At 61.4% G+C, this 26061-nt stretch carries 23 protein-coding genes and 4 pseudogenes; 15 read left to right on the top strand and 12 right to left on the bottom strand.

Annotated elements, in window-relative coordinates; genetic code table 11:
- The first annotated feature begins 418 nt into the window (after positions 1 to 418).
- Positions 419 to 1483: a LuxR C-terminal-related transcriptional regulator gene (locus tag OKW27_RS12300; protein ID WP_429333617.1), complete on the top strand. Its 1065-nt coding sequence runs from the start codon at positions 419 to 421 to the stop codon at positions 1481 to 1483.
- Here OKW27_RS12300 and OKW27_RS12295 read toward each other — a convergent pair.
- The 3 genes from OKW27_RS12295 to OKW27_RS12285 form a co-directional block, all read right to left on the bottom strand.
- The gene (locus OKW27_RS12295) at positions 1416 to 1736 is read right to left on the bottom strand and encodes a hypothetical protein (protein ID WP_429333616.1); all 321 of its coding nucleotides are present in this window, start codon (positions 1734 to 1736) and stop codon (positions 1416 to 1418) included. The genes OKW27_RS12300 and OKW27_RS12295 overlap by 68 nt on opposite strands.
- 52 nt (positions 1737 to 1788) lie before the next feature.
- Complete coding sequence (locus OKW27_RS12290; protein ID WP_090806748.1) at positions 1789 to 2058, bottom strand: hypothetical protein; 270 nt, start codon at positions 2056 to 2058, stop codon at positions 1789 to 1791.
- Positions 2059 to 2831: 773 nt separating this feature from the next.
- Positions 2832 to 4451, bottom strand: a complete 1620-nt coding sequence (locus OKW27_RS12285) for a methyl-accepting chemotaxis protein (protein ID WP_429333615.1) — start codon at positions 4449 to 4451, stop codon at positions 2832 to 2834.
- Between the two features lie 308 nt (positions 4452 to 4759).
- Here OKW27_RS12285 and OKW27_RS12280 point away from each other — a divergent pair, with 308 nt between their 5' ends.
- The 6 genes and pseudogenes from OKW27_RS12280 (at position 4760) to OKW27_RS12255 (ending at position 9593) form a co-directional block, all read left to right on the top strand.
- Positions 4760 to 5332, top strand: coding sequence for a GNAT family N-acetyltransferase (locus tag OKW27_RS12280; protein WP_429333614.1), 573 nt, complete (start codon positions 4760 to 4762; stop codon positions 5330 to 5332).
- A 100-nt stretch (positions 5333 to 5432) separates the two neighbouring features.
- Positions 5433 to 5943: pseudogene (locus tag OKW27_RS12275) on the top strand (GNAT family N-acetyltransferase).
- A gap of 240 nt (positions 5944 to 6183) precedes the next feature.
- Positions 6184 to 6693, top strand: coding sequence for a GNAT family N-acetyltransferase (locus OKW27_RS12270; protein WP_429333613.1), 510 nt, complete (start codon positions 6184 to 6186; stop codon positions 6691 to 6693).
- 129 nt (positions 6694 to 6822) lie between these two features.
- On the top strand, positions 6823 to 7443 hold the full coding sequence (locus OKW27_RS12265; RefSeq protein ID WP_429333612.1) for a VOC family protein: 621 nt from the start codon (positions 6823 to 6825) through the stop codon (positions 7441 to 7443).
- 96 nt (positions 7444 to 7539) lie between these two features.
- Positions 7540 to 8211, top strand: a pseudogene (locus OKW27_RS12260) (DUF72 domain-containing protein); the annotation flags it as partial.
- 263 nt (positions 8212 to 8474) lie between these two features.
- Positions 8475 to 9593: a 3-deoxy-7-phosphoheptulonate synthase gene (locus OKW27_RS12255; RefSeq protein WP_429333611.1), complete on the top strand. Its 1119-nt coding sequence runs from the start codon at positions 8475 to 8477 to the stop codon at positions 9591 to 9593.
- A gap of 244 nt (positions 9594 to 9837) precedes the next feature.
- Here OKW27_RS12255 and OKW27_RS12250 read toward each other — a convergent pair whose 3' ends face one another.
- A complete protein-coding gene (locus OKW27_RS12250) occupies positions 9838 to 10116 on the bottom strand; it encodes an HU family DNA-binding protein (RefSeq protein WP_013092091.1) in 279 nt (92 codons plus the stop codon).
- Between the two features lie 349 nt (positions 10117 to 10465).
- On the opposite strand from OKW27_RS12250, the gene OKW27_RS12245 reads away from it, so the two are divergent.
- Both OKW27_RS12245 and OKW27_RS12240 read left to right on the top strand, forming a co-directional pair.
- The gene (locus OKW27_RS12245; protein WP_176078989.1) at positions 10466 to 10849 is read left to right on the top strand and encodes a hypothetical protein; all 384 of its coding nucleotides are present in this window, start codon (positions 10466 to 10468) and stop codon (positions 10847 to 10849) included.
- A 241-nt stretch (positions 10850 to 11090) separates the two neighbouring features.
- Positions 11091 to 13064, top strand: a complete 1974-nt coding sequence (locus OKW27_RS12240; protein ID WP_429333610.1) for a putative bifunctional diguanylate cyclase/phosphodiesterase — start codon at positions 11091 to 11093, stop codon at positions 13062 to 13064.
- 27 nt (positions 13065 to 13091) lie between these two features.
- On the opposite strand, the pseudogene OKW27_RS12235 reads toward OKW27_RS12240, so the two are convergent.
- Positions 13092 to 13454 (bottom strand): annotated as a pseudogene (locus tag OKW27_RS12235) (DUF899 family protein); the annotation flags it as partial.
- A gap of 1146 nt (positions 13455 to 14600) precedes the next feature.
- On the bottom strand, positions 14601 to 14807 hold the full coding sequence (locus OKW27_RS12230) for a hypothetical protein (RefSeq protein ID WP_429333609.1): 207 nt from the start codon (positions 14805 to 14807) through the stop codon (positions 14601 to 14603).
- A gap of 87 nt (positions 14808 to 14894) precedes the next feature.
- Between OKW27_RS12230 and OKW27_RS12225 the strand changes: the two genes are divergently transcribed.
- Positions 14895 to 16352 carry an NCS1 family nucleobase:cation symporter-1 gene (locus tag OKW27_RS12225; protein ID WP_187611735.1) on the top strand — a complete coding sequence of 486 codons (1458 nt, stop codon included), beginning with the start codon at positions 14895 to 14897 and terminating at the stop codon, positions 16350 to 16352.
- A gap of 504 nt (positions 16353 to 16856) precedes the next feature.
- On the opposite strand, the gene OKW27_RS12220 is transcribed toward OKW27_RS12225, so the two are convergent.
- On the bottom strand, positions 16857 to 17057 hold the full coding sequence (locus tag OKW27_RS12220) for a DUF2905 domain-containing protein (protein WP_090806773.1): 201 nt from the start codon (positions 17055 to 17057) through the stop codon (positions 16857 to 16859).
- An 884-nt stretch (positions 17058 to 17941) separates the two neighbouring features.
- Between OKW27_RS12220 and OKW27_RS12215 the strand changes: the two genes are divergently transcribed.
- The 4 genes from OKW27_RS12215 (at position 17942) to OKW27_RS12200 (ending at position 21269) form a co-directional block, all read left to right on the top strand.
- A complete protein-coding gene (locus OKW27_RS12215) occupies positions 17942 to 18205 on the top strand; it encodes a hypothetical protein (RefSeq protein WP_090806775.1) in 264 nt (87 codons plus the stop codon).
- A 180-nt stretch (positions 18206 to 18385) separates the two neighbouring features.
- Entirely contained in the window at positions 18386 to 19537 is a 1152-nt protein-coding gene (locus OKW27_RS12210; protein ID WP_429333608.1) for a C1 family peptidase, read from the top strand.
- Between the two features lie 84 nt (positions 19538 to 19621).
- A complete protein-coding gene (locus OKW27_RS12205; RefSeq protein ID WP_090806779.1) occupies positions 19622 to 20044 on the top strand; it encodes a PRC-barrel domain-containing protein in 423 nt (140 codons plus the stop codon).
- Between the two features lie 310 nt (positions 20045 to 20354).
- Positions 20355 to 21269 (top strand): hypothetical protein, encoded by a 915-nt coding sequence (locus OKW27_RS12200; RefSeq protein ID WP_429333607.1) that lies wholly within the window; start codon positions 20355 to 20357, stop codon positions 21267 to 21269.
- 524 nt (positions 21270 to 21793) lie between these two features.
- On the opposite strand, the pseudogene OKW27_RS12195 reads toward OKW27_RS12200, so the two are convergent.
- Positions 21794 to 21994: pseudogene (locus OKW27_RS12195) on the bottom strand (integrase core domain-containing protein); the annotation flags it as partial.
- On the opposite strand from OKW27_RS12195, the gene OKW27_RS12190 reads away from it, so the two are divergent.
- Positions 21899 to 22384: a DUF2182 domain-containing protein gene (locus tag OKW27_RS12190; RefSeq protein WP_429334589.1), complete on the top strand. Its 486-nt coding sequence runs from the start codon at positions 21899 to 21901 to the stop codon at positions 22382 to 22384. The pseudogene OKW27_RS12195 and the gene OKW27_RS12190 sit on opposite strands and share 96 nt — an antisense overlap.
- A 289-nt stretch (positions 22385 to 22673) precedes the next feature.
- Here OKW27_RS12190 and OKW27_RS12185 read toward each other — a convergent pair whose 3' ends face one another.
- From OKW27_RS12185 to OKW27_RS12170, 4 genes are read right to left on the bottom strand one after another with little or no spacing between them, the layout of a single operon-like run.
- On the bottom strand, positions 22674 to 23639 hold the full coding sequence (locus OKW27_RS12185; RefSeq protein WP_429333606.1) for a branched-chain amino acid ABC transporter permease: 966 nt from the start codon (positions 23637 to 23639) through the stop codon (positions 22674 to 22676).
- On the bottom strand, positions 23636 to 24529 hold the full coding sequence (locus tag OKW27_RS12180) for a branched-chain amino acid ABC transporter permease (protein ID WP_090806785.1): 894 nt from the start codon (positions 24527 to 24529) through the stop codon (positions 23636 to 23638). The genes OKW27_RS12185 and OKW27_RS12180 overlap by 4 nt, the downstream gene beginning before the upstream one ends.
- The gene (locus tag OKW27_RS12175; RefSeq protein WP_090806787.1) at positions 24526 to 25260 is read right to left on the bottom strand and encodes an ABC transporter ATP-binding protein; all 735 of its coding nucleotides are present in this window, start codon (positions 25258 to 25260) and stop codon (positions 24526 to 24528) included. The genes OKW27_RS12180 and OKW27_RS12175 overlap by 4 nt, the downstream gene beginning before the upstream one ends.
- Positions 25257 to 26015, bottom strand: a complete 759-nt coding sequence (locus OKW27_RS12170; protein WP_090806789.1) for an ABC transporter ATP-binding protein — start codon at positions 26013 to 26015, stop codon at positions 25257 to 25259. Before OKW27_RS12170 ends, OKW27_RS12175 begins: the two co-directional genes overlap by 4 nt.
- Between the last annotated feature and the right edge of the window lie 46 nt (positions 26016 to 26061).

Genomic DNA, 26061 nt, shown 5'->3' with positions numbered 1-26061 from the left:
GCCCGCGAAGCGCGAACGGAGCGGGATATCGGAGACGGTCTGGCCCGGCTTCACATGAATTCCGCGAAAAAAGCGAGGGAGAGGTGGGACGCGCTGCCCAGTACCCGTCGTGACTCGAAACGCCGTCGAACATCATGCGCCGTGCGAGTTGTACGCCTACACTGGGTATTCATCGGCCCGGTTCAGTGCCAAGCTGGGGCCGATTGCATTGGCGAGCGGTGCGCCCGATTTTTGTCTGACGTTTGCGAATCGCATCGCGTCGCGCCGGAGCCAAACCGGTGCGGCAAGCTCGCGCGTGCCGGCTGGCATCGAATGCAGGCCACGAATATGGACATCGCGCAATGGCTCCAGCGTCTCGGACTCGAGCAGTACGCGCTCGCATTCGCGGCGAACGATATCGACGCAAGAAGTGACGCATATGCATATCATCCTCATCGCACCGACCGGTTTGTTCCGCGAGGGCGTTGCACGCCTAGTCCGCGACTTCGAAGAGTGTATCGAGGTGACATGTGCGGACTATCGGATCACCGGGATCACCGCTTTCGAAGACTGGACCCGCGCAGACCTGCTGATACTGGATGGCGACCATCAAAACGAAGCACTCGATGTGCTGAACGCATTGCGGCGCGTCTTCCCGCATTTGCCAGCGCTCGCATTGCTGAGCGAGATCGGTCAGCAGACTATCGACTCCTTCATGGCTGCCGGTGTGGCGCGCTGCCTGAACAAGTCGCAGTCCGCGCAAGCGTTGTGCGACGCGCTACAGGTGGTGCTGGCTGGCGCGGCATACCTGCCGGCAACGTTCTCTGCAATAGAGCACACGCAAGCTTCGCGTGGCGCAACCACGGATTCGCGCGTGGTTCCCGACCCTGCGATGAACAACCGCATGCTGACGCCACGCCAGATCGAAGTACTGGCCCTCGCGGCGCGCGGCGAGTCGAACAAGTCGATCGCGAGGCAACTCAATATCGCGGAAGGGACAGTAAAAGTGCATCTCTATACGGTGTATAAAGCGCTCAAGGTCGAGAGTCGCAGGCAGGCCAGCATCGCGGCCGCGCGGCTCGATCAGGTCGGCGATGCACAGCTTCATCAGGCGCTCGATGCGCAGCTCGCCATCAAGCGGCTCCTCTCTGATTTGCCTCCCCGTCGCTTCAAACGCGGAGACGTGCTGTTTCGCAAGGATGCGCCAAGCGACGCGCTCTACTATGTGTTGCGCGGGACGGTCAGCCTTCAGGAGATCGGAGTCGATATTGGCGCTGGCACGATCCTCGGAGAGATCGGACTTTTCTCGCCGGACCATCGCCGCACCTGGACGGCCTGTTGCAAGAGTGAATGCGAGTTGCTGACGGTTTCCGCGGCCGATGCAATGCGGATGTACTATCAGGATCCCGAGTTTGCGACTTACCTGATCCATCTGGTCACGCGCAGACTGGAGGCCGACAAACTACGCTCGAAGCAGGACAATGCGCGACGCTCCCTTGATTGATTTTCACGCGGCCGACCCTGTCCGCCAACCAGCCTGCGACGACGATGAAAACGCCAGAAAAGAGGGCGGTGATGCTGACGGCGATGTCACTGAGGCCATCGTCGATTTGCAGATCCGCCCACATGGACTGCAGCACGTTCAAGGTCGTCTTGGCGAACAGCCAGAACGTGACGACGGCGAGCACGATGCCGGCAATCAGCTTCTCCCCGCGGTTGTATTCGGAGAGAATCGACGGTTCGTCGAAAGACGCCATTTTGGTTTTCCCTCCTTTCTCCGGAGCCGCAGTTTGCCCGCTCCAGGCAGGCTCACTTGCCACTACCTTTGAAGAGTTCCTGCAACCGCGCTGCCTCGCCGTTCTGCTGCGAGTGCACGAGGTCTTGATAGACTTCGGCGCGGGTCTTTCCGTCACCCACGCTATGTCCGCCGGACATCGAGCTTCCCGAAGGGTCGGGACCTTCCGAATTCATCGCGTCAGGCTGTGCTGCGGTCGTTGGATTTGCAGTGATGTTTTGCGCGCTGGCGTGCCAGGCGCACGCGCACAATAGCCCACCCGCGACGAGTAACACTGTTTTCATAGGAGTCTCCGTCAAAAAAGAATGTGGACGCAACGCGCCGTCGCGACGTGTAGAGGCGAGCGCCGGCGCTGCCCCTTGCAGGGGCTACCGGCCGCACTTGCTTGCAAGCTGGAAAAACATCGGAAACTGTGCAGCGAGCTCGTGTGTGCGGCAGGTCGGAACCAGTATGATTTCCGAGCCTCGCTGCCGCTATATCACTTTGGTAATAGGCGGCAATGGAGAAACTGGCGCGGTGGTGCGCGAGTGTGTCGCAACTGCTCTCATCAAAGCCAGTCGAACGCCGCTGCCGCCCTACGCGAGCCTTGGCAACTCGACCCGGCAGCTGCTTTGCGGTACGAAATACGCTGTCGGGCGGTCCGGAGGTTCCACCATCGGCCGTGATGTCGGGATGCATCCATAGTCACCCGACGCACGCCCCTAGGCGCCCGCTGAAGGACCGGCGATTGCCGGTGTGAAAGGCCCTCCCGCGATCACCGTTCTGCCGTTGCGATTACCGTCGTGCTCGAGGCCCACGCGATCGGATCGTGTTCTCGCGATATGTGGTCACGTATGCGATGCCTACGGCTGGGTTGATCGGGAAGTCGTCCCACTGTCGGCCGCCGGTGATGTTGCACGCGCAAACCTGGCAATACGGCGGGCAGTTGCACCCCGGAAGCAGTCATTGAAGTTGCGCCAATCCGAACGGCCGCTCCGGGTGGCAAGATGACGGTCCAAAAAAACGCGCAGACGTGCCATGAAACGCGAGGTTCGCCGCGAGATTGCGGCGCGCGTCCTTACGCGAACACTGCGCGGTGCTGCGCCGAAGCCGGCGCGAGCTGTGCACCGCCGTTAGCGTCAGCGTCCCCCACCTGAAACGCCGCGGCCGCGCGTTGCAGACTCATCGCCTGCTCCTTCAGCGACTGTGCCGCGGCCGCCGCCTGCTCGACGAGCGCCGCGTTCTGCTGCGTCATGCTGTCCATCTGCGTGACCGCGAGATTCACCTGGTCGATGCCAGCGCTCTGTTCCGCCGCGGCCGCAGCGATTTCCTGCACGACACCGGTCACACGCATGATCGCGTCGCGCGCTTCGTCAATCGTCGAGCCGGTGTTTTCGACCAGCGTTGCACCACTGCCGACGCTGCCCACCGCATGACTGATCAGCTCGCGAATTTCCTTCGCCGCGGTCGCGCTACGCTGCGCGAGGCTGCGCACCTCGCTCGCGACGACTGCGAAGCCGCGGCCTTGCTCGCCCGCGCGTGCTGCCTCAACCGCAGCATTCAGCGCGAGGATGTTGGTCTGGAATGCGATGCCCTCGATCGTCGCGATGATCTCGACCATGCGACCCGATTCGTTCGAGATCCCCTTCATCGCCGCGACGGCCTGCGTGAGCATGTCGCCGCCGCGGTTCGCGATTTTCGCGGCGCCGGCCGCAAGCTCGCTGGCAGTGCGCGCGTTGTCTGCAGTCTGGCGGACCATCGCCGTCATCTGCTCCATGCTCGACGCCGTTTCCTGCAACGACGCCGCCTGGCTCTCGGTGCGCGACGACAGGTCCGCGTTGCCGTTCGCGATCTCGTTCGCGCCGCACGCGACGTTGTCGGACGCATGCTTGATCTGGCAGATGGTACCCGTCAGCGCGTCGCGCATCCGCTGCATTACGTGTAGGAGGCTCGACGTGTCGCCGTTGCGCGTGCGGATCGCCACCGTCAGGTCGCCCGATGCGATCGCGTCCGCCACGTTCGCCGCATAGGCCGGATCGCCGCCGACCATGCGCGCGATGCTGCGGTTCGTCACCGCGACGAGCGTCACGAGGACCGCGGACACGGCCACGAAGATCGCGCCGATCAGCCACAACGACGCCATGAACGCAGCGTCGATGTCGTCAACATAGGCGCCGGTTGCGATGATCCAATCCCACGGCGCATAGCGCACCACGTAGCCGATCTTGCCGACCGCCTGTGTCGACGCCGCGCCTGAATGCGGGAACACGTAGTCGACGAAGCCGCCGTCCGGCGCCTGTGCGGTCGACGCGAACGTCACGTAATGGTGACGGCCGTCGGCATCGGCGCTGCCCGCGAGATCCTTGCTTTCGAGTGCCGGCTTGATCGGATGCATCACCATCTGCGGCTTCGAATTGATCACGAGGAAGTAGCCGTCTTCGCCGTAGCGGACGCCGCGCAGGCGTTCGAGTGCCTGCTTGCGGGCATCCGCCTCCGGCAACGCGCCGCTTTGCGCCAGCGCCGCATACTCCGTCACGATGCTGAGTCCGACGTGCGCGATGTTCGTGAGGTCGTGCTTACGTTCTTCGATGCGCGTTTCGCGCGACTGCCACGCCGCCGATACGGAGACGGCGAGCAACGCGACGAGGCTGATGATCAACGGCAGCCAAAGCTTCTGCGTAAAACTGAGCTTGTGCATCCTGAGTCCTCGTGCAAATGAATGGAAACCGCGCAGGGCTGCCGTGCGAAGTGGCATGTGTATGGGCGCGCCGTGTGGCGCCGGCGGACTGTCCGGGGGCCATCCAGATGGTTCCTGCTCGAGTTATCGGCGGATACGAGCGAAAGTTTCATCCCGTGAAACCCTCGGTTACCACCTTGCCAAGGCGTATCGGAGGGCCCTTGTGCGTCGGCTCCCACGGAGCGTCATCAGGCACCAGCCGGCCACCTTGAGACACTCGACGCCGCCGCTTAAACTGTTGTCAATCATTCCTCCTGAGGCGAAGAAAAATGACAACTGAGATCGAACTCTTGAGGCCTACGACTGCGTTGCTGGCAAGCTACGTTTCGGCCCTTGAGGCGGGATGGTCACCTGACAATGTTCGTAAGGAGGTCGCTGCGCGCGAACAGTTGAATGCTATCGAGTTGAACGCAGAGGCATTCGTCGACGGGCTGGATGATCCGACAGCATCAGGCGGCCCGATTCCTTTGCCCGATGGCTCGACCGTTGCCCGTCTTCCAAGCATCATCCGATGGATTTGGGACGGCGATGTTAGCGGTGCGATCGGATTTCGTTGGCAGGCTGCATCTGCCGAATTGCCGCCGTATGTGCTCGGACATATCGGCTTCTCAGTCGTGCCGTGGAAGCGAGGCAACGGCTACGCCAAGCAGGCGCTCAATTTGATGCTTGGCGAAGCGAGGCTGCAAGGCTTGCCCTACGTGGAACTAACGGTTGATCCTGAAAATATAGCCTCACAGCGGGTGATCGCAGCATGCAGTGGTGTCCTGACTGACCGGTTCAAAAAGACCGCCGCCTATGGATTCGCGGAAACTCTTCGTTATCGCATTGAGCTAGACGACTGAGACACGTGTCGGACCCTGTTCGGCCAACTCTGGAGATTGATCCATCTCTGTTGGATCGGCGACAATTCAAGCCCTGCACACGCCTATACGATGGAGCATCATGAGTGGCATTCAGCTAAGCCGAGTGATCCGTGCCGACGCCGCCGATTTGATCGCCGCAAACTCAGCAAGTCAGGACTATCACCTGCCTTGGGTCACATCCTTTACCGATCAAACGGGCTTCGATAACTGGTTTTCAGGTGGTCTCACCGGGTCGAACGTCGGCCTCATTGCGCGTGAAGTGGCATCGATTCAAATTGCCGGTGTGGTGAACATTAACGAAATAGTAAATGGGCGCTTTTCGCAGCGCCTATCTCGGGTATTACGGAATGTCGAACTTCGCCCGGGCACGGTTGATGACGGACGCGGTACGGGCAGCTGTGATCTATGCTTTCAGCGAACTTAAATTGCATCGGGTGGAGGCAAATATTCAACCAGGGAATATCGCGTCGATCGCACTTGTGCGGCGGTTGGGTTTTAAACAGGAAGGTTTTTCTCCTCGCTATCTCCGCATAAATGGCGAATGGCGCGACCACGAGCGATGGGCGTTGCTGGCCGATATGCCCGGTTAGACACAGCCGCCACTCAAAAAAATAATGTGCCGCGCAGAAATTGTTTTTGTGCCAATATTGACAGCATGGAACTTCGTAACGTCCCGAGCAAGGCTCACCACCATCATCACGGTCGCTATCCGCTGCGCCGTGGGTCGTTACGTCCATAGCAAGGAATTCGACCTCACGGTCCATTCCATGTGCAAACGACCAAGGCGCTTAAGGCGCCTTTTTTTATTTCCTTACCATCAAGAGCTGAAGATGACCGACTCGATAAGCTATCGCCGCGCAACCGTGGACGACATTTTGAAAATTTGCGAGTTGGGTCAAATCTTGAACGCGATCCACCATCAGGCACGCCCTGACGTCTATGCAAACGCCACTGAAGAGTTCGCTCGAGACAAGCCGCACTGGCTATCTAGCCTTCAGGGAGAAGATCGAGCCATGTTTCTCGCCGAGCATGGCAGCACGGCGGTCGGCTTTATCACCGTTCAAGTGATGCAGCCGACAAGTCCACTGTTGCAACCGTTGACCGTTGGCCGCATTGGCTCAGTCGCTGTTTTGGAACGACTGCGGGGACGCGGCGTCGGGAGCACGCTGATGAAACTTGCTGAAGAGTGGGCACGAAAAAACGGTGCCAACGACATAAGGCTGACCGTTTGGGCGTTTAATGAACAGGCGGTCGATTTGTATCAGGAACTTGGCTACGAGCTTCGTGCGTTCGAGATGGGAAAGCAACTGCCTATTGCTGGGGATATGCCAGTCGCATGAGGCGATGCTCGGCCACGAACGGTCAGTCTATATTCGTGCATAGATCGTGGACAATTAATTGTTTACGTGAAACTTTTGAAACCTCTATTATCTGTTGCGCCTTTCCGACAAACGTTCTTGGAGCATTCAATGCGGATTAGAACCACCTATTTGAAAGTGTCGGACATGGAACGCGGTTCTGCTTTCTGGGAAAACCTGTTGGAACGCGCGCCGAACCGCAGGTCGGATAAGTGGACCGAATTCTCGCTCGGTGAAGTCCGCTTCGGGTTGCTGCTAAATGATTTTGGCGATGAGTTCGTCGGGAGCGGATGCGTTCCTGTGTTCGAATTTGACGTATCCGCCTTGCATATATTTCTGGATCGCGCCAAGGCTTTTGGGGCAACAGTCGCTCTCGACGGGCTAAACAATGAAGCCATGAAGAGCATTGTGTTGGTTAGCCCTGATGGCCACGAGTTCGAACTTTGCTGCCGAAGTCGCAACAGGGACGCGCGAAGGCAGACCTGCAGGCGATCTGGATGGCCGCTACGCGTGCGGACGCGTACGCTGCGTTCGAGCGGCGAGTCATCCTTCTGGAAATACCGCTTGATCACCCACGGACCGCGCGTGTGCAGTTCGCCGAACGCGACGTCCGACCGACGACCGGCGGCATCGGCCGATGACGCGACCTCCATCCCAGCGATTTCAATCCTCTCCCCTCAATCTTTATCGGCCTCCGGTGCAGTCTGCAGCGACGTACGGTATGGCTGTTGAGACTGGAATCGGCGCTGGAACGCAGCTGGGTAGCCAAGTGGGTAGCCGCACTGCTAGCTCTGCGATACCAGCCTTAACTGGCAAGCCTTACAAGATTCCCCCCAGATCAACGGCACGTTCTACGGTTTGCAGAAACCGGCCAGCTATGAGAAGTGGTATCAGGAGACGCCCGACGACTTCGTGTTCTCGCTAAAGGCGCCGCGTTACGCGACCAACCGCAAGGTGCTCGCCGAAGCCGGCGACACGATCGAGCGATTCTTCGCAAGCGGCGTGCTGCTGCTCAAGCAGAAGCTCGGGCCCATCAACTGGCAGTTCGCGCCGACCAAAAAATTCGACGCCGACGATTTCGAGGCCTTTCTGAAGCTGCTGCCCGCGAGCATCGAAGGACAGAAGCTGCGGCACGCGGTCGAGGTTCGTCACGATTCGTTCAGGACACCGGAACTCATCGCGCTGGCGCGCAAGTACAAGGTCGCGGTCGTGCTCGCGGCCGACAGCGAGTATCCGCAGATCGCCGACATCACCGCGCCGTTCGTCTACGCGCGCATCATGGGCACGAGCGAAAAGCAAGCCAAAGGCTATTCGACGAAAGCGCTCGACGCATGGGCCGAACGCGCGCGCCGGCTCGCCGCGGGCATCACGCCCGACGATCTCGAGACCTGCGCGGAGCCGCCCGCGAAAGCCGCCACGCGCGACGTCTATCTATATGTGATCAGCGGCTTCAAGGAGCGCAATCCGGCCGCTGCGATGGCGTTGCTCAAGAAGCTCTGAATCCGCCGCGCCGCCTGCCCGCCGGTCCACCTGCCATGAGGCCGGCGCGGGTGTCATAATCGCGCCAGCGCATCCGTGCGCGGTCGCGTCGGCTTCGCGTCAAGCCCGACGCAAGACCTTGCGTCAAACCTCGCCCGAGGCACGCAGTAATTCAACCCGCACGGTCCACCTCAAACCCACGCGGCGCCCGCACGCCCTCATCGCGGCGGCGCTCGCATAATCAGGCGGCAAGGCCGCCTCATCAACCGATTGCGGAGAACATCTTGAGCGCCCTCGACAATCCCCTGCACGATCAGGAAGTCGGCTCGGCCGACGCCACCCAGGACACCACGCGCATCGACGACGTGCGCATCGGCGCGGTTCGTCCGCTGATTTCCCCCGCGCTGCTGCAGGACGAACTGCCGGTGCCGCCCGCGGTGCAGTCGCTGGTCGAGAAGACTCGCGTCGAAATCGCCGACATTCTGCACAGCCGCGACGACCGGCTCGTGCTGATCGTCGGCCCCTGTTCGATTCACGACCACGACCAGGCGATCGAATACGCGCGCCAGCTGAAGGCCGCCGCCGAACACTACCGGGACGATCTGCTGATCGTGATGCGCGTGTACTTCGAGAAACCGCGCACGACGGTGGGCTGGAAAGGCTACATCAACGATCCGCGTCTGGACGGCAGCTTCCGCATCAACGAAGGCCTGCGTCTCGCCCGGCAATTGCTGCTCGACATCAACGGTCTGGGCCTGCCCACGGCGACCGAGTTTCTCGACCTGTTGAGCCCGCAATACATCGCCGATCTGATCGCGTGGGGTGCGATCGGCGCGCGCACGACCGAGAGCCAGAGTCATCGTCAGCTCGCGTCGGGACTGAGCTGCCCGATCGGCTTCAAGAACGGCACCGACGGCGGCGTGCAGATCGCCGCCGACGCGATCGTCGCGGCGCGTGCGAGCCACGCGTTCATGGGCATGACGAAAATGGGCATGGCCGCGATCTTCGAAACGCGCGGCAACGACGACGCGCACGTGATCCTGCGCGGCGGCAAGAAAGGGCCGAACTACGACAGCGCGTCGGTGCAGGCGACCTGTGAAGCGCTGAGTTCAGCGGGTCTGCGCGAGCAGGTGATGATCGACTGCTCGCATGCGAACTCGAACAAATCGCACTTGCGGCAGATCGAGGTCGCGGACGATATCGCGCGGCAACTGTCGGAGCGCGAGCGCCGCATCATCGGTGTGATGCTCGAAAGTCATCTGGAAGAAGGCCGTCAGGACCTGAAGGCCGATGTGCCGTTGCGTTACGGCGTGTCGATCACGGATGCCTGCGTGAGCTGGGCGCAAACCGAACCGGTGCTCGCCACGCTCGCCGAGGCAACCCGCAAGCGTCGCGCGGGCTGACAGGGCAACGCACGGACCGCCCGATCGCGATGGCCGCGGCGGGTCCGCTTTAGACTCGATCGAAGCCGGTCGAGCCCACGAACGTCTGGCTCAAGGAGCCAGACACACGCGCCGCACCAGTTGCCGGCGAGTCGCCTGGCCGGGCTGGGCAGCGCGTGATCCTCACGCCCGACGCATCACTCACGCGCGCCTCACAGCGGGGCTGCAGCGCGCATCGCGAATGCTCCGGCGTGAAGCGCGTTGCTTACGACGCGTTGACGGCTTCCTTGAACGCCTTGCCTGCGGTGAACTTCACCGTCTTGGCCGCGGCGATCTGGATCTCTTCGCCCGTCGACGGATTGCGGCCCACGCGTGCCGCGCGCGCGCCGGTCGAGAACGAACCGAAACCGACCAGTTGCACCGTATCGCCGCTCACCACGGCCTTGGTCACTGCCTCGACGATCGCGTCGATGGTCTGGCCGGTTGCCGCTTTGCTTTCGCCCGTCGCTGCGGCGACTGCATCAATCAGTTCCTGTTTGTTCATAGCACTTCCCGTATGGTAATCATGGAACCGGCGCCCTCTGAGGCGCCGGGACCGACACACTAACGCATAGGCGCACCTTCGCGCAAACCCTTGGTGTAAGGCTTGTATCAAGGCAAAGCCGCCGGTTTGACGTTTTTGCGCCCCAAACTGCCATAAGAATCGCGAGCTTATGCGCGCGCGCCGCCTCATGAGCGTTCGCCGCGCATCACAATCCGTTGCAATTTCAGTACTTTAGGTCGCGTTACGCGATCCCGCGCCGGCTTCCCGATGACGATAGCCCTTTTCGCGATGCGCAGGCGCGCCATTTGCGACACATGTCACAAGTTAACTATCGGCAAGACATAAAGAAGTGAGAATTCGCCACTTTGCAACATGCGCGCTGCTCGCCGCGTTGTCGTCGGCGGCGGCCGCGGCCGACGACAACGCGTGCGCGACCCTCGTCGGTGCGACGAACTCCAGCGCCGCGCAGAGCTTTTCGCTACGCGACGGCGAACCGGTCGACTTCGTTGGCGGCGGAAAAACGGTGCACGGCAAGCTGCTCGTGTTCAGCGACGGCGACGTGTTTCGCGCGTACTGGCAGCCGGATGACAGCCCGGAAAAATACGTGCTCGCGAATGCTGGCGCCGACGCGGTCCGGCTCGTCTCGGCCGCGCCGCGTGGCACGCCCGCGCCGGCCGGCCAGCCCGGCACCGCCATGCGGCCGCAGCGGGTGCTGTCGTGCCCCACGCTTTGAGCATGCGCGAAGGCCGCCTTTTGCTCGAGTCTCGCGATCGACATCCGGCAAAAACGTCTGGTTCCAGCGCCGCCAACACGCGCCGCCAGGTAGTACTTACCGCCCGACTATCCGTAAGCGCGCAGCCGGGTTCACCGACCCTTGACTGCGATGCTCCGTTACCCCTTTGAGCGCTCAAGTTAATCAGCCTCGCGCCGATATAAACAGCTGCGTTTAGCGCGCAAACGTTAAAGGGATGGCGATGGCTTGGCTTGCGAGATTGAAGAAGGTACTGTCGGTCGCCGAGGGCGACCGGGAGCTGATGCGTGCGCAGTTGCACGCGTTCCGCCGCCAGGTACCGCTTCTCTACTTCATCCTGCTCGTCAATACGGCGGCGATGGCGGCGACGCATCTGGACAGCGCGCCGGCCTGGCTGTCGATGTATGTGCCCGGCACGCTCGGCGCGCTGTGTGTGTTTCGCTGCGTGCGCTGGTGGCGCAAACGCAACCATAAGATGACGGACGCTCAGGCGGTCCGCGAATTGCGCAGCGTGACATGGATCGTCGGCGTGTTCGGCGTCGCGTTCAGCGGCTGGTCGGTGCTGCTGTTTCCGTACGGCACCGCCTACCAGCAGGGGCAGGTCGCGTTCTATATGGCGACGACGCTGGTCGGCAGCATGTTCTGCCTGATCCATCTGCGCAAGCCCGCGCTTCTGCTGCTTTGCATCGTCATCCTGAGTTTCTCCGGCTTCCTCGTGTCGAGCGGCTCGCCGGTGTTCTTCGCGATGGCGGTCGACATGGCGCTGGTCGGCGTCGCGCTCGCGGCGGTCATCCAGCTTTACTGGCGCACGTTTGCAGACGCGGTGCACGCGCAACGCGAACTGCGGGCAAGCCAGCACAACACCCAACGGCTCAGCGACGACAACTACCGGCTCGCCAGCATCGACAGTCTGACCGGCCTGCCGAACCGGCGCAGTTTCTTCGCGGCGCTGAGCGCGATATCGGAGCAGGCGCTCGAAACCGGTGGCGGCTTCAACGTCGGCCTCATCGATCTGGACGGCTTCAAGCAGGTCAACGACATTTACGGTCACGCGAGCGGCGACCTCGTGCTGCAGGAAGTCGGCACTCGGCTCGTGTCGATCGGCGAAACGGGCCTGATGTTCGCGCGTCTGGGCGGCGATGAATTCGGCGTGCTCGTGCGCCACAAGGTGTCGAACGAAGCGCTGGTCGAGTTGGGACAGCGTATCTGCGATGCGCTCAGCCAGCCTTATCAAGTCGCCGACAATGTCGCGGAGCTGTCGGGCACGATCGGCTGGGCCGCGTTTCCCGACGCGGGCTCGACGGTCGCGCAGGTGTTCGAACGCGCCGACGCCGCGCTCTATGTCGGCAAGGAAAACCGCCGCGGTATGCCGGTGATTTTCTCGACCGAACACGAAACGCAGATGCGGCGTCTAAGCCTCGTCACGCAGGAGCTGCGCCATGCGGACCTCGAAGCGGAACTGTTCCTCGAGTTCCAGCCGATCTACGATCTGCTCACGCGCCGGCCGATCGGCCTCGAAGCGCTCGGTCGATGGCACAACGCGCGGCTCGGCATGGTCAGGCCGGAGGAATTCATTCGGATTGCAGAGCGGACCGAGCTGATCCTCGGCATCACCGACGTGCTGCTGCGCCAGGCGCTCGCCGAGGTCGCGCACTGGCCCGCCGATCTGTATCTGTCGTTCAACCTGTCCGCGATCGATATCTCGACGTCGGCGCGCGCGCGCCGCCTGATCGACATCGTCGCGGCAAGCGGCGTGTCGCCGCATCGCGTGACGTTCGAAATGACCGAAACCGCGTTGACGCGCGATTTCGAGCAGGCGCACAGCGCGATGACGATGCTGAAGCAGGCCGGCTGCCGGCTGTCGCTCGACGATTTCGGCACCGGCTATTCGAGCCTCAGCTACGTGCATCGGCTGCCATTCGACGCGATCAAGATCGACCGCAGCTTCGTGAGCGACGTCGATACCAACAGCGCATCGAAGAAGATCATCAAATCCGTGATCGATCTATGCCGCAACCTCGGGCTCGAATGCGTGGTCGAAGGACTCGAAACGCCGTTGCAGGCCCAGGTCGTGAAGGCGCTCGGCGCGCGCGCGGTGCAGGGCTATCTGTTCAGCCTGCCGATGCGGGCGAGCGCGGTCGGCACGTTTCTGTGGACCGCGCTCGCCCAGAGCCACGCGGCGCAGACGCATTCGTAGCGCTCGATCGCTCCATGGCAGCGCCGCTCAATACGCCAGCTTCGGATACCAGTCGGTGCCACGGCCGCCCGGCGTCATGTCGAGGATCGTCCACAACGGCATCAGATCGGGCGCGCCGCGCGAATCCTGTCCGGGGTCCGACGTCGACGGCCCCATCTCCTCGGCCCAGAAGTGCCGCACGACGCCGCCCGTGCGCGTGAATACGTTCAGCGCGGGAAGGTCGTCGCCGGCGGGATCTTCGGCCGCGTAATCGCGATTGAACGCGTTGCCGCCCGACGAATACAGCCGCAGATGCCGCCAGCCGCGCTCCTGCTTGAACGCGACAAGCCTGTCGATCGGCGAGCGGCCGATCACCGCGAAGGCGACGCGCTGCAGGATATCGGGCATTTGGGGCGCTTTCCTGTCATCCACAGGTCTGTGGTCGCGAATGACTCGTCCCGCGGAAAGCGAACGAGTACTTGCGACCCACTTCTGCCCCTCGACCGACGGTATCTCAACGGGAGCTTTAGCTGCGGAGCAGACAGTCGGAAAAGTCGTTCGGAGGGAGGCGCGAGCGATGCGCCGGCGTGGGCGCTACACTCATATCTGTACTCCGACTGCGATGACGATGGAGACGGCGAGGATCCACAGCTCGATGGCGGTGAAGCGGGGGTATCCGATCTTTTTCATCGTCTTCCTCTCCTTATGACCCGCAGCCCGAACTTCATTGGGCATTCCCGGCCGGCAAGTACCTGGCTCTGGCCGTCGTCGATGTGCAACAAATCAACGGCTTGTACCTCAGCCGACGGTGAAACCTCGGCCCGAGGTCGAGGTCGACGCGCCGTACTTGGCCGGGGTCTGCGCCTGGCTACCGGTGGCAGGCGCGTTCCGCCGCTCGCTGACCGCTCGGTAAAAAAAAGCCGGCGGAAGCCGGCTTCGAAGCAGGTTCCGTTTTTCCCAGGGGTGCGGAGGTAGGAACCTGAGGAGACTCATTGTGTCAACGCGTTGGCCGGGTGATGTCCTACAACAGTTCACAAGCGTCCAAACTAAGACCTGCCGATTCGATCCTCGCCTCCTAAATAACAATCGCACCGTCCATGGAACCATGGTATGCGGATGCTCCCAAGACGGCCATTCTACGAACGGTTGCCGCAGTCGTACGCGAGCGTCGGGCTCTTATACTCGTGTATATCATCGAGACGATGAAGCGGGCCGGGCGTCGAACAAACATATTGCAGTACAACAAGACGGAGCGTGCCTGCCCGAGCGGCGGGTACTGCGGGGTAGCAGACGTCGGAACGTCCGCGAGAAGGTGCCGACCAACGTCAGTAGCTGGCCGAACCCGGTCCGACAGCAAACTTCGGTGAGGGGGCTGAGCACCGCCGGTTGCGTTCGGCGGCACCCGATCCACTTCTACCATTTGAGATCGCATCTGAACTGACGAACGCCAGCTGTCGCCCGATGCGGGACCATCGGAGGTCAATCAAACACGGCATTTGAATCGGGCTGCCCTCACATCGAACCCTTCGACGAGGGGGGCCTCCGGCCATCTCCACATCAACGGCCCCATAGATTGCGAGCGGGACGCAGCAACGGTAAGCGTCGCGCAATTTTATTGATTTGCGCGGTCACATGGACAACAACGACGAATTTGCGATTGCGCTCATTGTGCGTGGGATCGGATTGTTGGCTTGCGCCGACATGCCTCTCGATTAGGGTTAACCCATTCATTGCCGTGCCGCAAAGTACATACAGTTCTTGCATACGAGCTTGCTTCAGACGCGGGGGCATCGCCGCCCAGGGTCGTCTGGCGGTGGTTCCTCATTTCCACGAACTCAAAGGAGACGACAGATGGAAATCCGCAACCCTTCCCCCGGCCTCTACAACGAAGATCTCGCACCCGCCAGGGTGCGCAACTGGGGTGCCTTTAGCATTTTCAACGTCTGGACCTCGGACGTGCACAGCCTCTGGGGCTACTACCTCGCCGCCAGCCTGTTCTTGCTGTGCGGCAGCTTTACCAACTTTGTGCTGGCGATCGGGCTCGGCTCACTCGTGATCTTCGCGCTGATGAATCTGATCGGCTACGCCGGCGAGAAGACCGGCGTGCCATATCCGGTGCTTGCGCGCGCCTCTTTCGGCGTGTGGGGCGCCAACCTCGCGGCGCTGGTGCGCGCCGTGGTGGCCTGCTTCTGGTACGGCGCGCAGACAGCAGCGGCTTCGAGCGCGATAGTCGCGCTGTTGATCCGCAGCACCAGCCTGATGGAGTTCCACAAGGGCACGCACTTTCTCGGCCACTCGGGGCTGGAAGTGATCTGCTACTTCATCGTCTGGGCGCTGCAGCTGCTCATCATTCAGAAGGGCATGGAAACGGTGCGCAAATTCCAGGACCTGGCCGGTCCGGCGGTGTGGATCGCGATGCTGATCCTGGCGATCGGCCTGTGCGTCAAGGCGGGCGGCTTCTCGTTCGAGCATGGCATTCCGATGGACGCGCTGCTCGAGAAGACCAAGGACGCCGGCGTCAGCGGCGAGCCCGGCTCGTTCTGGGCGCTGATGGCCGTAGGCGCGACCTGGATCACCTACTTCGCGGCGCTGTACCTGAACTTTTGCGACTTCTCGCGCTACGCGAAAAACCGCGACGCAGTCAAGAAAGGAAATCTGTGGGGCCTGCCGGTCAACCTGATTGCGTTCTCGCTGGTCGCCGGCGTCACCACCATCGCCGCCTTCAAGGTGTACGGCGAAGTGCTGCTGCACCCCGAGCAGATCTCAGCCAAGTTCGATAGCTGGATACTGGCACTCATCGCGGCGGTGACCTTCGCAGTCGCCACGCTAGGCATCAACGTGGTGGCCAATTTCGTCTCGGCGGCGTTCGACATCTCCAACACGTTCCCCAGGCAGATCAGCTTCAAGAAGGGCGGTTTCATCGCCGCAGCCATCGCGCTGGCGCTCTACCCGTTTGCGCCGTGGGAAGGCAACGCCGCGCACTTCGTCAACGCCATCGGCGCCACGATGGGCCCGCTGCTGGGAATCATCCTGGTGGACTACTATCTGGTGGCCAAGGGCAACGTCAACGTTGCGGCGCTCTACCAGGAGCACGGCGAGTATCGCTACGAAAGCGGCTGGAACGTCAACGCGCTGGCCGCGGCGGCGGTCGGCAGCGTGTTTTCGACCTTCCTGCCCAACTTCACTAACCTGCTGCCGGCCTGGTGGAATACATATGGCTGGTTCTTCGGCGTAGCGATCGGCGGCGGCATGTACCTGGTCATGGCGACGCTGCGGCCGCGTACCGCGATCGCCACTACCCGCGTTTAAGGCTCTTTCCATCCCGATCAGCTAGGGTCAAGCACTGGCACGGCACCGCCGGGTGCCTCCCGGAAGCGGGCGGTCGGTCACGATAGCCGCGTGCGACTCGCGACTCGCAGATTTGGCCGACGATCCGCCTGATGGCATCGTTCAAAGAATGGCACTTTCGGCCACAACTTGCCGTTCAGCGAGCCGGGAAATCTGCCGTTGGAGCGGCCGCATTACTCCGGAACCTGACGGACGAGCTACCCGCACAATTCGGCCATTGCCGTCATTCGAGAATCGGCTTTGGTCAGGCAGCTGAGCGCCAGGGTACAACGGCCATTCAACACGAGTCGCGACTGTCAAACGGTTTGGTTTGGTGGGTCAGTTCGCTTGGCGCAATCTGTCGGCAACGTACCAGGGCAGCAACTCGTCGACACGTGTGAACTTGCGATCGGCTCCTGATCAGGCTTTCCGACCGATTTGCGCCTACAGTTCGTCGCCATTGTATGCTCCGACGCGGAGCCGCGCTCAACGCCGCAAGAACCACAACAGCACGGACGCCACGACCGAAAGCACGATGCACGTGACGATCGGGAAGTGAAAGTTGAATCCGTCGCGGACGATATGGATGTCGCCGGGCAGTCGCCCGAACGGGATGCGCGCGAGCCAATGCCATCCGAGGCCGGCAAGAATGCACAGTGTGCCAATAACGATCAGGAAACGGTTCATGGGGCGTCGTCACTCACGGTAGCCGACGTGGTCATCATAGCCCCACGCAGGCGGAGTATCCGCGCCGATTGAATTTTGAGCCACTGCGGACCAGTCAGGCTCGTATGTTGGCGGATTCCATCGCGTTCGTTTCCCGTGTCTGGTCCGCAGGCAACGGGTCGATCCGATTGTCGACAAATTGGCCGCCAACATTGAACGTCCCAAACTGGCCAATACTCGCCCAGCCCAGCGAGAGGTCAAGCCAGCTTTGAATAGATGCGCGTAGTCCGCAAACTACCATCTGGAGCGCGCCGCTCCTGTCGCAACACCCCTTCCAGTTGCAACCCGGTGCGTTCACAGACCCGAACGCCTGGTGCGTTCAGATCGTCGCAGATTGCCTCTACTCGCTTCTCGCCGAAATTGCAAAACGCATGGTTAGCCAAGGCATCTTCCTCTTTCACGGCCAGCAGCCGGCCGGGCCAGCGCAGGCTGCTGAGTATCGGGTCGCTGGGGGTCGCCCATTATCGCCGCTACATGGTCTACGGGAGTTCGGCTGCAACGACACCCCCTGATAGCCGATTTACCGTCCTCCGCGGCGCCGCAACTGCGCCTTCTTTCGCGCCAGGACCGACTCAGCGTCCGCTGAAAACAAAATAACAACATCACAGTTGACGATAGAATCAACTTTGGGTGTAATGTCGCCACTCGTCGTCGCGGGCGAGCGATTGGGCGGCATTAATCTCAGGATCCCGAAATCAACCGAACCGCTCTGTTGATGTTGGCGCTGCTTGCCAGTCAGGGGTAACTGGCGATAGCTGAGAGGTTCGCGCATAACCAGAGCCACTAATGGGGCGTAGTTCCCCGATGCCGCGTCGGCGTCCCATTTAAATGAAGTGAAGGCAAAGATGAAGAAGATTCTGATCGCCGCTGCAGTTGTTTTCAGCACTGGCGTCTTTGCAGGCGAAGTCCACGTACCGCAGGTCTATCACGAAATCGCGTCGCTATTCGATCCGTGCAATGCGGCGCTAGTAAGGGGCGACGCGGACTCCGTTGCCAAGGTGGTGTACGCCCCCGATCCTGAAGGCATCACTATGCGCCCGCATATCCAAGCAACGCTAAACGCGGTGCCGGTATATCCCACCGTACAGGCGTTCCAGACTTTCGTGTGATAGCCCAATTCGGGTGGCGGCTGTAGTGTAAGGCCGTACCCGACGCAGTCGCGCTTTACGCCACAATGGTCCCCGGTCTGACCCGCGCAGGTGGCTTTGAGCCAAATCGGGGTTCGTCAAAACATCGCGTCGTTTGTGTTCGCGGCAGCGCCGTCGCGCCGGCGCCGACAAGAAAATCTCATGAAACTTGCCCGTCTAACTCTGCTCGTCATTCTCTTTTCGCTTCAAGCTTGCGGGGGCGGCGGGGGCGATGGCAGCAGTGGAAACAGTAACAGTAACAGTAACAGTAACAGTAACAGCTCCTCAGATACCGGCTTCTACGCGCCGAGCTACGGTGACGCGAGAAGCGACACCCGCTATGAGGCCGACCTCTCCAGCGTCACCCGTCAGGTGATCAGCTACCAGGACGTGGGAAAGGACCTTGTTTCCAACGTCGGGGTCTCCGACTCGATGGTCCAACTCTTCGGCAACTACAAGGTGCGGCTGACCCAGGCGAGCAAGAACAGTTGCCCGAGCGGCCTGGAAGGTTGTGACACGGCCGATTCGGACTCCTTGGGGGTGGGCCACAGCGCTCTTATCACGAATCTCGAATCCCTGAAGAGCGATATCAAAGATCAGAGCGAACGGGGCACGTGCGTAGCGTTCTCCCTGAACGCCGCAACGGAATTGCTGCTCTCGAGGCAGCAGAACAGTACTAAACTGTCGGAACAGAACACGTACTTCCAGGGAAAGCGACTGACCAACACCTGGAACAACGCCGGACTCGACCCGTACGACACCATCGCTGCATTCGTCGACAACAAGACCAAGTTCGTTCCGGAGAAATCCTGGCCATACAATGGCGATGACAAGTATTGCACCAACTACAACCGCAAGTATCCCAATGCCACCTGCTCGGGTACCGAGGCGCAGGGTGGCGGCAGCGATACCCGGCAGCAGGATCCTACCGCAGCGAGTTCCTCAGGATTTCGGACGACCACGGCGCACAAGCTCTATGCGTCCATTGGCCGGATCAAGCAAGCGCTGTATCGCGGCTACCCTGTGGTCATGGCCATCAACGCGAACCTCGACTTTCAGGTTGCGACGTACAAGGGCGGCGTCGTGTCGTGGGTCATCAAGGCGGACAGCTGCGGGACCAGCCTGTGCGGTCACGAAATTCTAGTCGTCGGCTACCAGGACAGCGATCAGGTCGCGGGCGGCGGATATTTCATCATTAAGAACTCCTGGTCATCGGGCTGGGGCGACGGCGGGCTGGCCTACGTCACTTACGAATGGCTGCAACACAGCTTGCTGGACGCACAAGCGCTGGTTCGGATCGACAGCGCCGATTAGTAGAGCAAAACGGTATTGTCAACTTACACTATTGGGGGCACGAAGAACGTGCCAGAAACCGAATCTAACCATGGAGTGAACGATATGGCTTTGAAGGCAGTATTGGTAGCAGTGGCACTTGCAGCATGTATCGATGCGCACGCACAGGTCGCCGGCACACAGACTCTGAGCGTCACTATTCAGCAGTCGCAGGCGCTTTTGCAGGGATGGAGCGTCAAGAAGAGCGTGCTGGGCAAATCGGTCTACAACGACCAGAACGAAAAAATCGGCGCGGTCAAAGATCTGATCGTGGCCCCGGACGGCTCCGTGTCGGCGGCCATCGTCGCTACAGGCGGCTTCCTCGGCGTCGCCACGCATGACGTAGCTGTGCCCATCGCCGCACTCGACGTGCGCGGCGGCAATCTATATCTGCCGGGCGCCACGAAGGACGCCCTGAAGGCAACGCCTGAGTTCCAGTACGCGAAGGTGCAATCGCCGCCTAAGCCGAAGAAGGTTCAGGCAGAGTGACCTGTTTTCAACAGTCCTAAGCTGAGGTCGTTGCGGCTGGCAAGGTCAGTCGCAACGACCTATCGCCGGACTCGAGCTTCGCGCTCAACCGCTTGCCCCTTCAGTCCCCCTTGCGCTGCGCACTCAACACCTTGCCCCCGCGCTGCTCGGATGGGGGTATTGCAGAGTAGCCTCATCCGAACAAAGCCCCTTCAGACCGCCTTCCCATTTTTCCATTTCCAAGCCACTTCTGTAGTCAATATTGGCGACTGCTGATTAGCACGGTCGCGCGTCTGGACGGGCCACCGCCTTTCATGGATCACCCAACACCATGCAAAAAACTCTCGGACTTGCCGTTGCCATCCTGCTCGCCGTCGCCGCTATTGCGCTGTGGACCCTGCTCGCCCGGTTCGAACCATCCATCAAGTCCGCCATCGAGACGGAAGGCGCCCTTGCGACCCAGACGCAGGTGCTCGTGGGTAGCGTCGAATTCTCGCCCTTCACCGGCGTGGGCGCGCTTGATGGACTTACCGTGGGCAACCCCACTGGTTTCTCTTCGCCCTACGCCGTAGTGGTGGACCGTATCGCCTTGCAGGTGGAAAGCGGCTCACTTCTCGGCGGCGGCCCTGTCATCGTTGATTCCGCCACAGTCATCGCGCCGCAGATTACTTACAAGGCGCAAAGTCCCACCGCCACCAGCAACCTGGAGACCATCAAAAATAACGCCCAGGCCTATTCCACCACCCCGGCCGCCATCCGGGCCGGCAGCAACGCGCGCAAGGTCATCATCCGCAAGCTCACCGTCATGGGCGGCACACTTTCACTTGACATTCACCTGCCCGGAGGCGCGCTTACGGTACCGCTACCTCCGCTGCATCTCGTCAATATCGGCGCGACCACAAACGGCGCCACTCCGCCCGAGATCATCCGTGCCGTGTGCGAGGCGCTCGCGGACGAGGCGAAAAAGGCGGTCACCGAGGCCATCGCCCAAAAGCTGAAATCCGTTATCGATATGCTGAAGCCGCCCGTAGGTGGGTTGCCAAAGCTGCCGTCCCCTCCGTCCCTGCCGTCCCTGCCGCCCCGTCCGTCCCTGCCGCGCTCTCCGTCCCCTCCGTCCCCTCCGTCCCCTCCGTCCCCTCCGTCCCCTCCGTCCCCTCCGTCCCCTCCGTCCCTGTCGTCCCCGCCATCCCTGCCATCGCTGTCCCCCCCACCCGGCCCACCTTTGCCGCCCCCTCCCGGCTTTTAGGGCCTGACCGGGCCACTGCAATCCAGTCCCGATCAGAACCGTAGAGCGTAATAAACTTGTCAGTGCCCCAGGAGACCGGCAAGGAGTAAAGAGTGGAAGTCTCTAACAACGAAGGTCTAGCTCCTCGATTAGTGGCACTCGCCTCTTTGCTCTGGCTATATTGGCGCCACAAAAAGTACAGACAAGAGATAAGAAGCCGTATGAAAAACCTGTCCGCGTAGGTGAAATGATGAAAACGAAGCTGAGGGCCGCGAGCGCAGCGGTATTGATCGCAGGCGTGCTCACGGGTTGCGCCGATGTGCGACAAGAACACGCCGGAGGCAGCGACCTACGGCACGTACCCGGACGACCACAAAGCCCTGATCGATTCCAATCGGCAGACAATGCCAAATGAACCTTCGAGCGCCGTGGTGCAATATCTGAATGAACCATCGTCGGGATGGACGCGAGCCGCACTTGAAGCGCCTGCTGTGTTCGGTTATCGCGTTGGACTTACCCCTGCGTGACCGGACACGCGGTCACGCTTAGGTTGGAGAATTTGTTCGCCGGCGAAACTCGCGTGGCGACCGGTATTTCAGGGCGCTGTGCGGATGGGACTCGTTGTAGTGGTCGAACGCAATGGCCAAGTTCTGCAGCGCAGTTCTCGCGTCAGGCTTGGGCATCCACGAAACGTAATCGCGCTTCATCGTTTTGACGAAGCTCTCGGCCATCCCATTGCTTGGGGGCCGCCACATCCAGGTGCTCGATCTGCCCGGCGCGCAACCCCGCTGCTTGGGGGCGCTCTCCTGGTCATTGCTGGAGTCTTCCAGCTGACACCTTTAAAGCATGCGTGCCTTAGCAAGTGTGCTTCCCCCCTCGGTTTTCTTCTGACCGAATGGCGCGACGGCAGCCTCGGTGCCTGGATCATGGGGTTCCGGCATGGGGCCTATTGCGTCGGCTGTTGCGGGGCGCTCATGGCGTTGCTCTTCGTGTTTGGCGTCATGAACGTGCTTTGGGTTGCCGCTCTGTCGATCTACGTGATGCTCGAAAAAATGCTGCCGCAAGCGCGATGGCTTCCTTTTGCGCAAGGGTTGCTGCTGGTTGGCTGCGGTGTCGCAGTTGCAACAACGGGCTGAGGTCGCGACACGAACAGCCGAGTGACTACCCCATCCGAAGATGTCCGCTACGCATCATAACCCGCCGTCGAAGCGACAGCGCTTCGAATGGCCGCTGACACCGGAACTCGTTTGGTGCGCCGACTCGTTGCTCGAATGCTCGGCTTGTTGTCACTTACGATCGGCCGATACCTCCCTTTGAGTATCGATGACCCCCCATGAAGACCTGCGGTCCAGCGGGTTCAATCGTGCGACTCCTGAAGCGCGGCTACCTCGTTTCCGTCATCGGCTTTCGCGCTGCGAATACGCGCTACTCCGGTTTGCGCGGGAGCACGTGCGCCTCTCGAGATACCGTCGCTTCCTCTCCGACCAGGCCGCGCGGCCTGAAGATGAGTGTCAGCATGAGCACGAGCCCGATCAGCATGACCTGCGCGGCCCCGCCCTTGACCTGCAGGTGGACCGGCAGTGCGGCCTGAGCCGCGCTGCCGCTCAGTGTCCAGACGGCCCACATCAGTACGGCGCCCAGGATTGCCCCTTTGTTATTGCCGCTACCGCCGACGATCAGCATGGTCCATATCTGGAACGTGAAGACGGGCAAGAAGTCTTCCGGACTGATGAAGCCAATGAAGCTGGCGTAAAGAGCACCGCCCAAACCCATGAGGGCGGAGCCAATCACGAAAGACTGTAGTCGAAAGAGGAAGGGATTCTTGCCGAGCGACGAAGCGGCGGTGTCGTCTTCCCGGATGGCCTTGAGAACCCGGCCCCAGGGGGAGCGCACCATGGCTTCGAGAGCCCGGTAGATGATCAGGACCAGTACGGCCATGAACCCGAGCATTAGCAGGTTGACACCCAACACGGACTGGAACAATCCGGGCAGCAGTCTTGGAATACTGCTGGCTCCCCGGCTCCCGCCCGTCAAGGAGGAAGCGTTCAACGAAATCAGTTGCAGGATGGAGCCGATGCCGATCGTCACGATCGCCAGATAGTCTTCACGCAGCCGCAGGGTGGGAATCCCGACGATGAAGCCGACCACGGCAGCGGCGCACAGGGCGCCGGCCAGACCGACGAAATACGGCAGGCCGAAGCCGCCGAGATGTGTGTCGTAGGGCGGTCCGCACAAGATTGCGAAAGCATACGCTCCCATCAGAAAGAATCCGGATATGCCGATGTTGAAGAGTCCGGTGTAACCCCATTGCAGATTCAGTCCCAGGCAGACCACGGCAAAAATCGATGCCTGGATGAGGAAGAAAACCAGATAGGAGATCATCCCGCTCATGAACGCTCTCCCAGAATCCCCTTGGGATAGACGAGGAGGATCAGAAACATCAGGAAGAACCCGACCGCCGGCTCGTATGCCGACCCGAGGATCGGCACCGACATGGATTCGGCAAGGCCGATTATCAGCCCCCCCAGCACCGCGCCGTAAATGCTGCCCACGCCGCCGAGGATGGCGGCGGCAAACATCGGCAGGATGAGATTGAAGCCCATCTCCGGGGAGATTTGCACGGTCAGGCCGTACAGCACGCCGGCGATCGCCGCCAGGCTGCCACCTACCACCCAGGTCCAGCGAATGATGCCCTGCACGTCGATGCCGGTGACGCTCGCCAATGCGGGGTTATCCGACACGGCGCGCATGGCCTTGCCCAGCCGGGTGCGCGTCAGGAAGAGATGTAGCGCGATCATCAGGGCGAGCGTCAGCGCAACGACGAAGACCTCGTCGGCGGTCAGTCGCACGCCGGGAAGAATTTCCCTGGCGATGGCGATGCTGCGCGAGTAGTACTCGGGCTGGGGGCCCCAGATGAAGACCACAAGGTTGCGTAACATCAGCGATGCACCAAACGATGCAATCACCAGCGTGACCGCCACTTCGCTTTTTCGTAGCAGCCGGTAGAGCAGCCAGTCGAGTACTAGCGCCACTCCGGAGGTCAAGATGCCGGCGACCACGATCGCCAGCAGGAAGGGTCCGCCGAAGGTTACCGGACCCAGCGCGGTTCCGGTCCCAAAGAGCGCAGTCAGCAACAGCGCGAAGTAGGCGCCGAAGGTGAGGAATTCGCCGTGGGCGAAGTTGGCGAAACGCAGAATGTTGTAGGTCAGCGTGAGGCCAATGGCTCCCAAGGCCAGAGTCGATCCAAGAATGACCCCGTCGGCGACGTATTGCGCGATCATGACAGACCTCGCCGAACGCCCAGATACAGCTGACCCACTTCGGGGTTCGCGAGCAGTTCACTGGCGGGGCCCGTCATCTGATCTCGACCCTCGGCCAGCACGTAACCCCGGTCGGAGATCGCCAGGGCGGCCTTGGCGTTTTGCTCGACCACCAGAATGGTGACCCCCAGGTCGCGCACCTCCCGCACCTTGCCGAATACGACGCCCACCAGTTTCGGCGACAGTCCCGCCGAGGGTTCGTCCAGCATCAGCACCTTGGGATTTGCCATCAACGCACGCGCGACCGCCACCATCTGCCGTTCGCCGCCCGAGAGCATGCCGGCAGCTTGCCTGCGTCTTTCCCGAAGCCGCGGAAACAGCTCGAACATCTGTTCGATGCCGCGCCGGATGTCGGCTCGGTTGCCTTGAATGTATGCGCCCATTTCGAGGTTTTCCTCGATGCTGAGCCGGCTGAAGATGTTGTTGGTTTGCGGCACGTAGGCCAGGCCCCGCTCCACCATATGGTGCGCGGCCACGCCCCCGATGTCATCCCCGAACAGTTGCACTGTGCCCGAGCGCACCGCCACCAAGCCGGCAATCGCCTTGATCAGCGTGGACTTGCCCGCGCCGTTGGGACCGAGCACCGTGACGATTTCACCGCGTCCGACCATGAGCTCCACGCCGCGCAGAATGTCCACGCCTGGCACATAGCCGGCCACCAGCTCATGCGCGTAGAGCGCCGGGGCGTTCATTCCGGAACCCCGCCGAGGTAGGCATCGAGGACGCCCGGGTCGCTTCGCACCGTCGTCGGCGACCCTTCCAGGATCAGCTTGCCTTGTGCCATCACGAGGATCGGATCACACAACGTCATGATCAGGTCCATGTTGTGCTCGATGATAAGGAACGTAATGCCCCGGGCATTGAGTTCATGCAGCTTGTCCATGATGGTAACGAGCAAAGTCGGATTGACCCCGGCCCCAGGTTCATCGAGCAGGACGAGCTTGGGGTCCGCCATCAGCACGCGGGCCAGTTCGAGAAGCTTCTGCTGGCCGCCGGAGAGATTTTTGGCGTATTCGCCCGCTAGCGGTGAGAGGCCGACGAAGGCCAATACTTCCTGAGCGCGGTCGCGGCAGGCACGTTCTTCGGCGCGCACCTGCGGGCGGCTGAACCAGTTGTTCCAGAAGCGCTCGCCGGCCTGGCGGGGCGGCACGAGCATACAATTCTCGAGCACGGTCATTTCGGCAAACGGGCGGGGAATCTGAAACGTCCGTACCAGTCCTTCGTGGAAGATCCTGTGGGGCGCCAGGCCGTCGATGCGCCGGCCGAGGAACGAAATGTCGCCCGACGTCGGCCGATGCACGCCGGCAATGGTGTTGAAAAGCGTGGTCTTGCCAGCGCCGTTCGGCCCGATCAAGCCGGTGATGGTGTTAGCGCGCAAGGTGAAGGACACGCCGTCGACCGCACGCAATCCTCCAAACTCCTTGACGAGCTGTTTGACTTCCAGCATTCGCGCAGTGTCCTTCCCGAAACGCCGCCGCCCAGCCGCGAATGCC

The sequence above is a fragment of the Paraburkholderia sp. 35.1 genome, assembly GCF_050436525.1.
GTDB classification, from domain to species: Bacteria; Pseudomonadota; Gammaproteobacteria; order Burkholderiales; family Burkholderiaceae; genus Paraburkholderia; species Paraburkholderia tuberum.
Note: the sequence above shows the minus strand (reverse complement) of the source record. Positions and strands in the feature narration are given on the sequence as shown.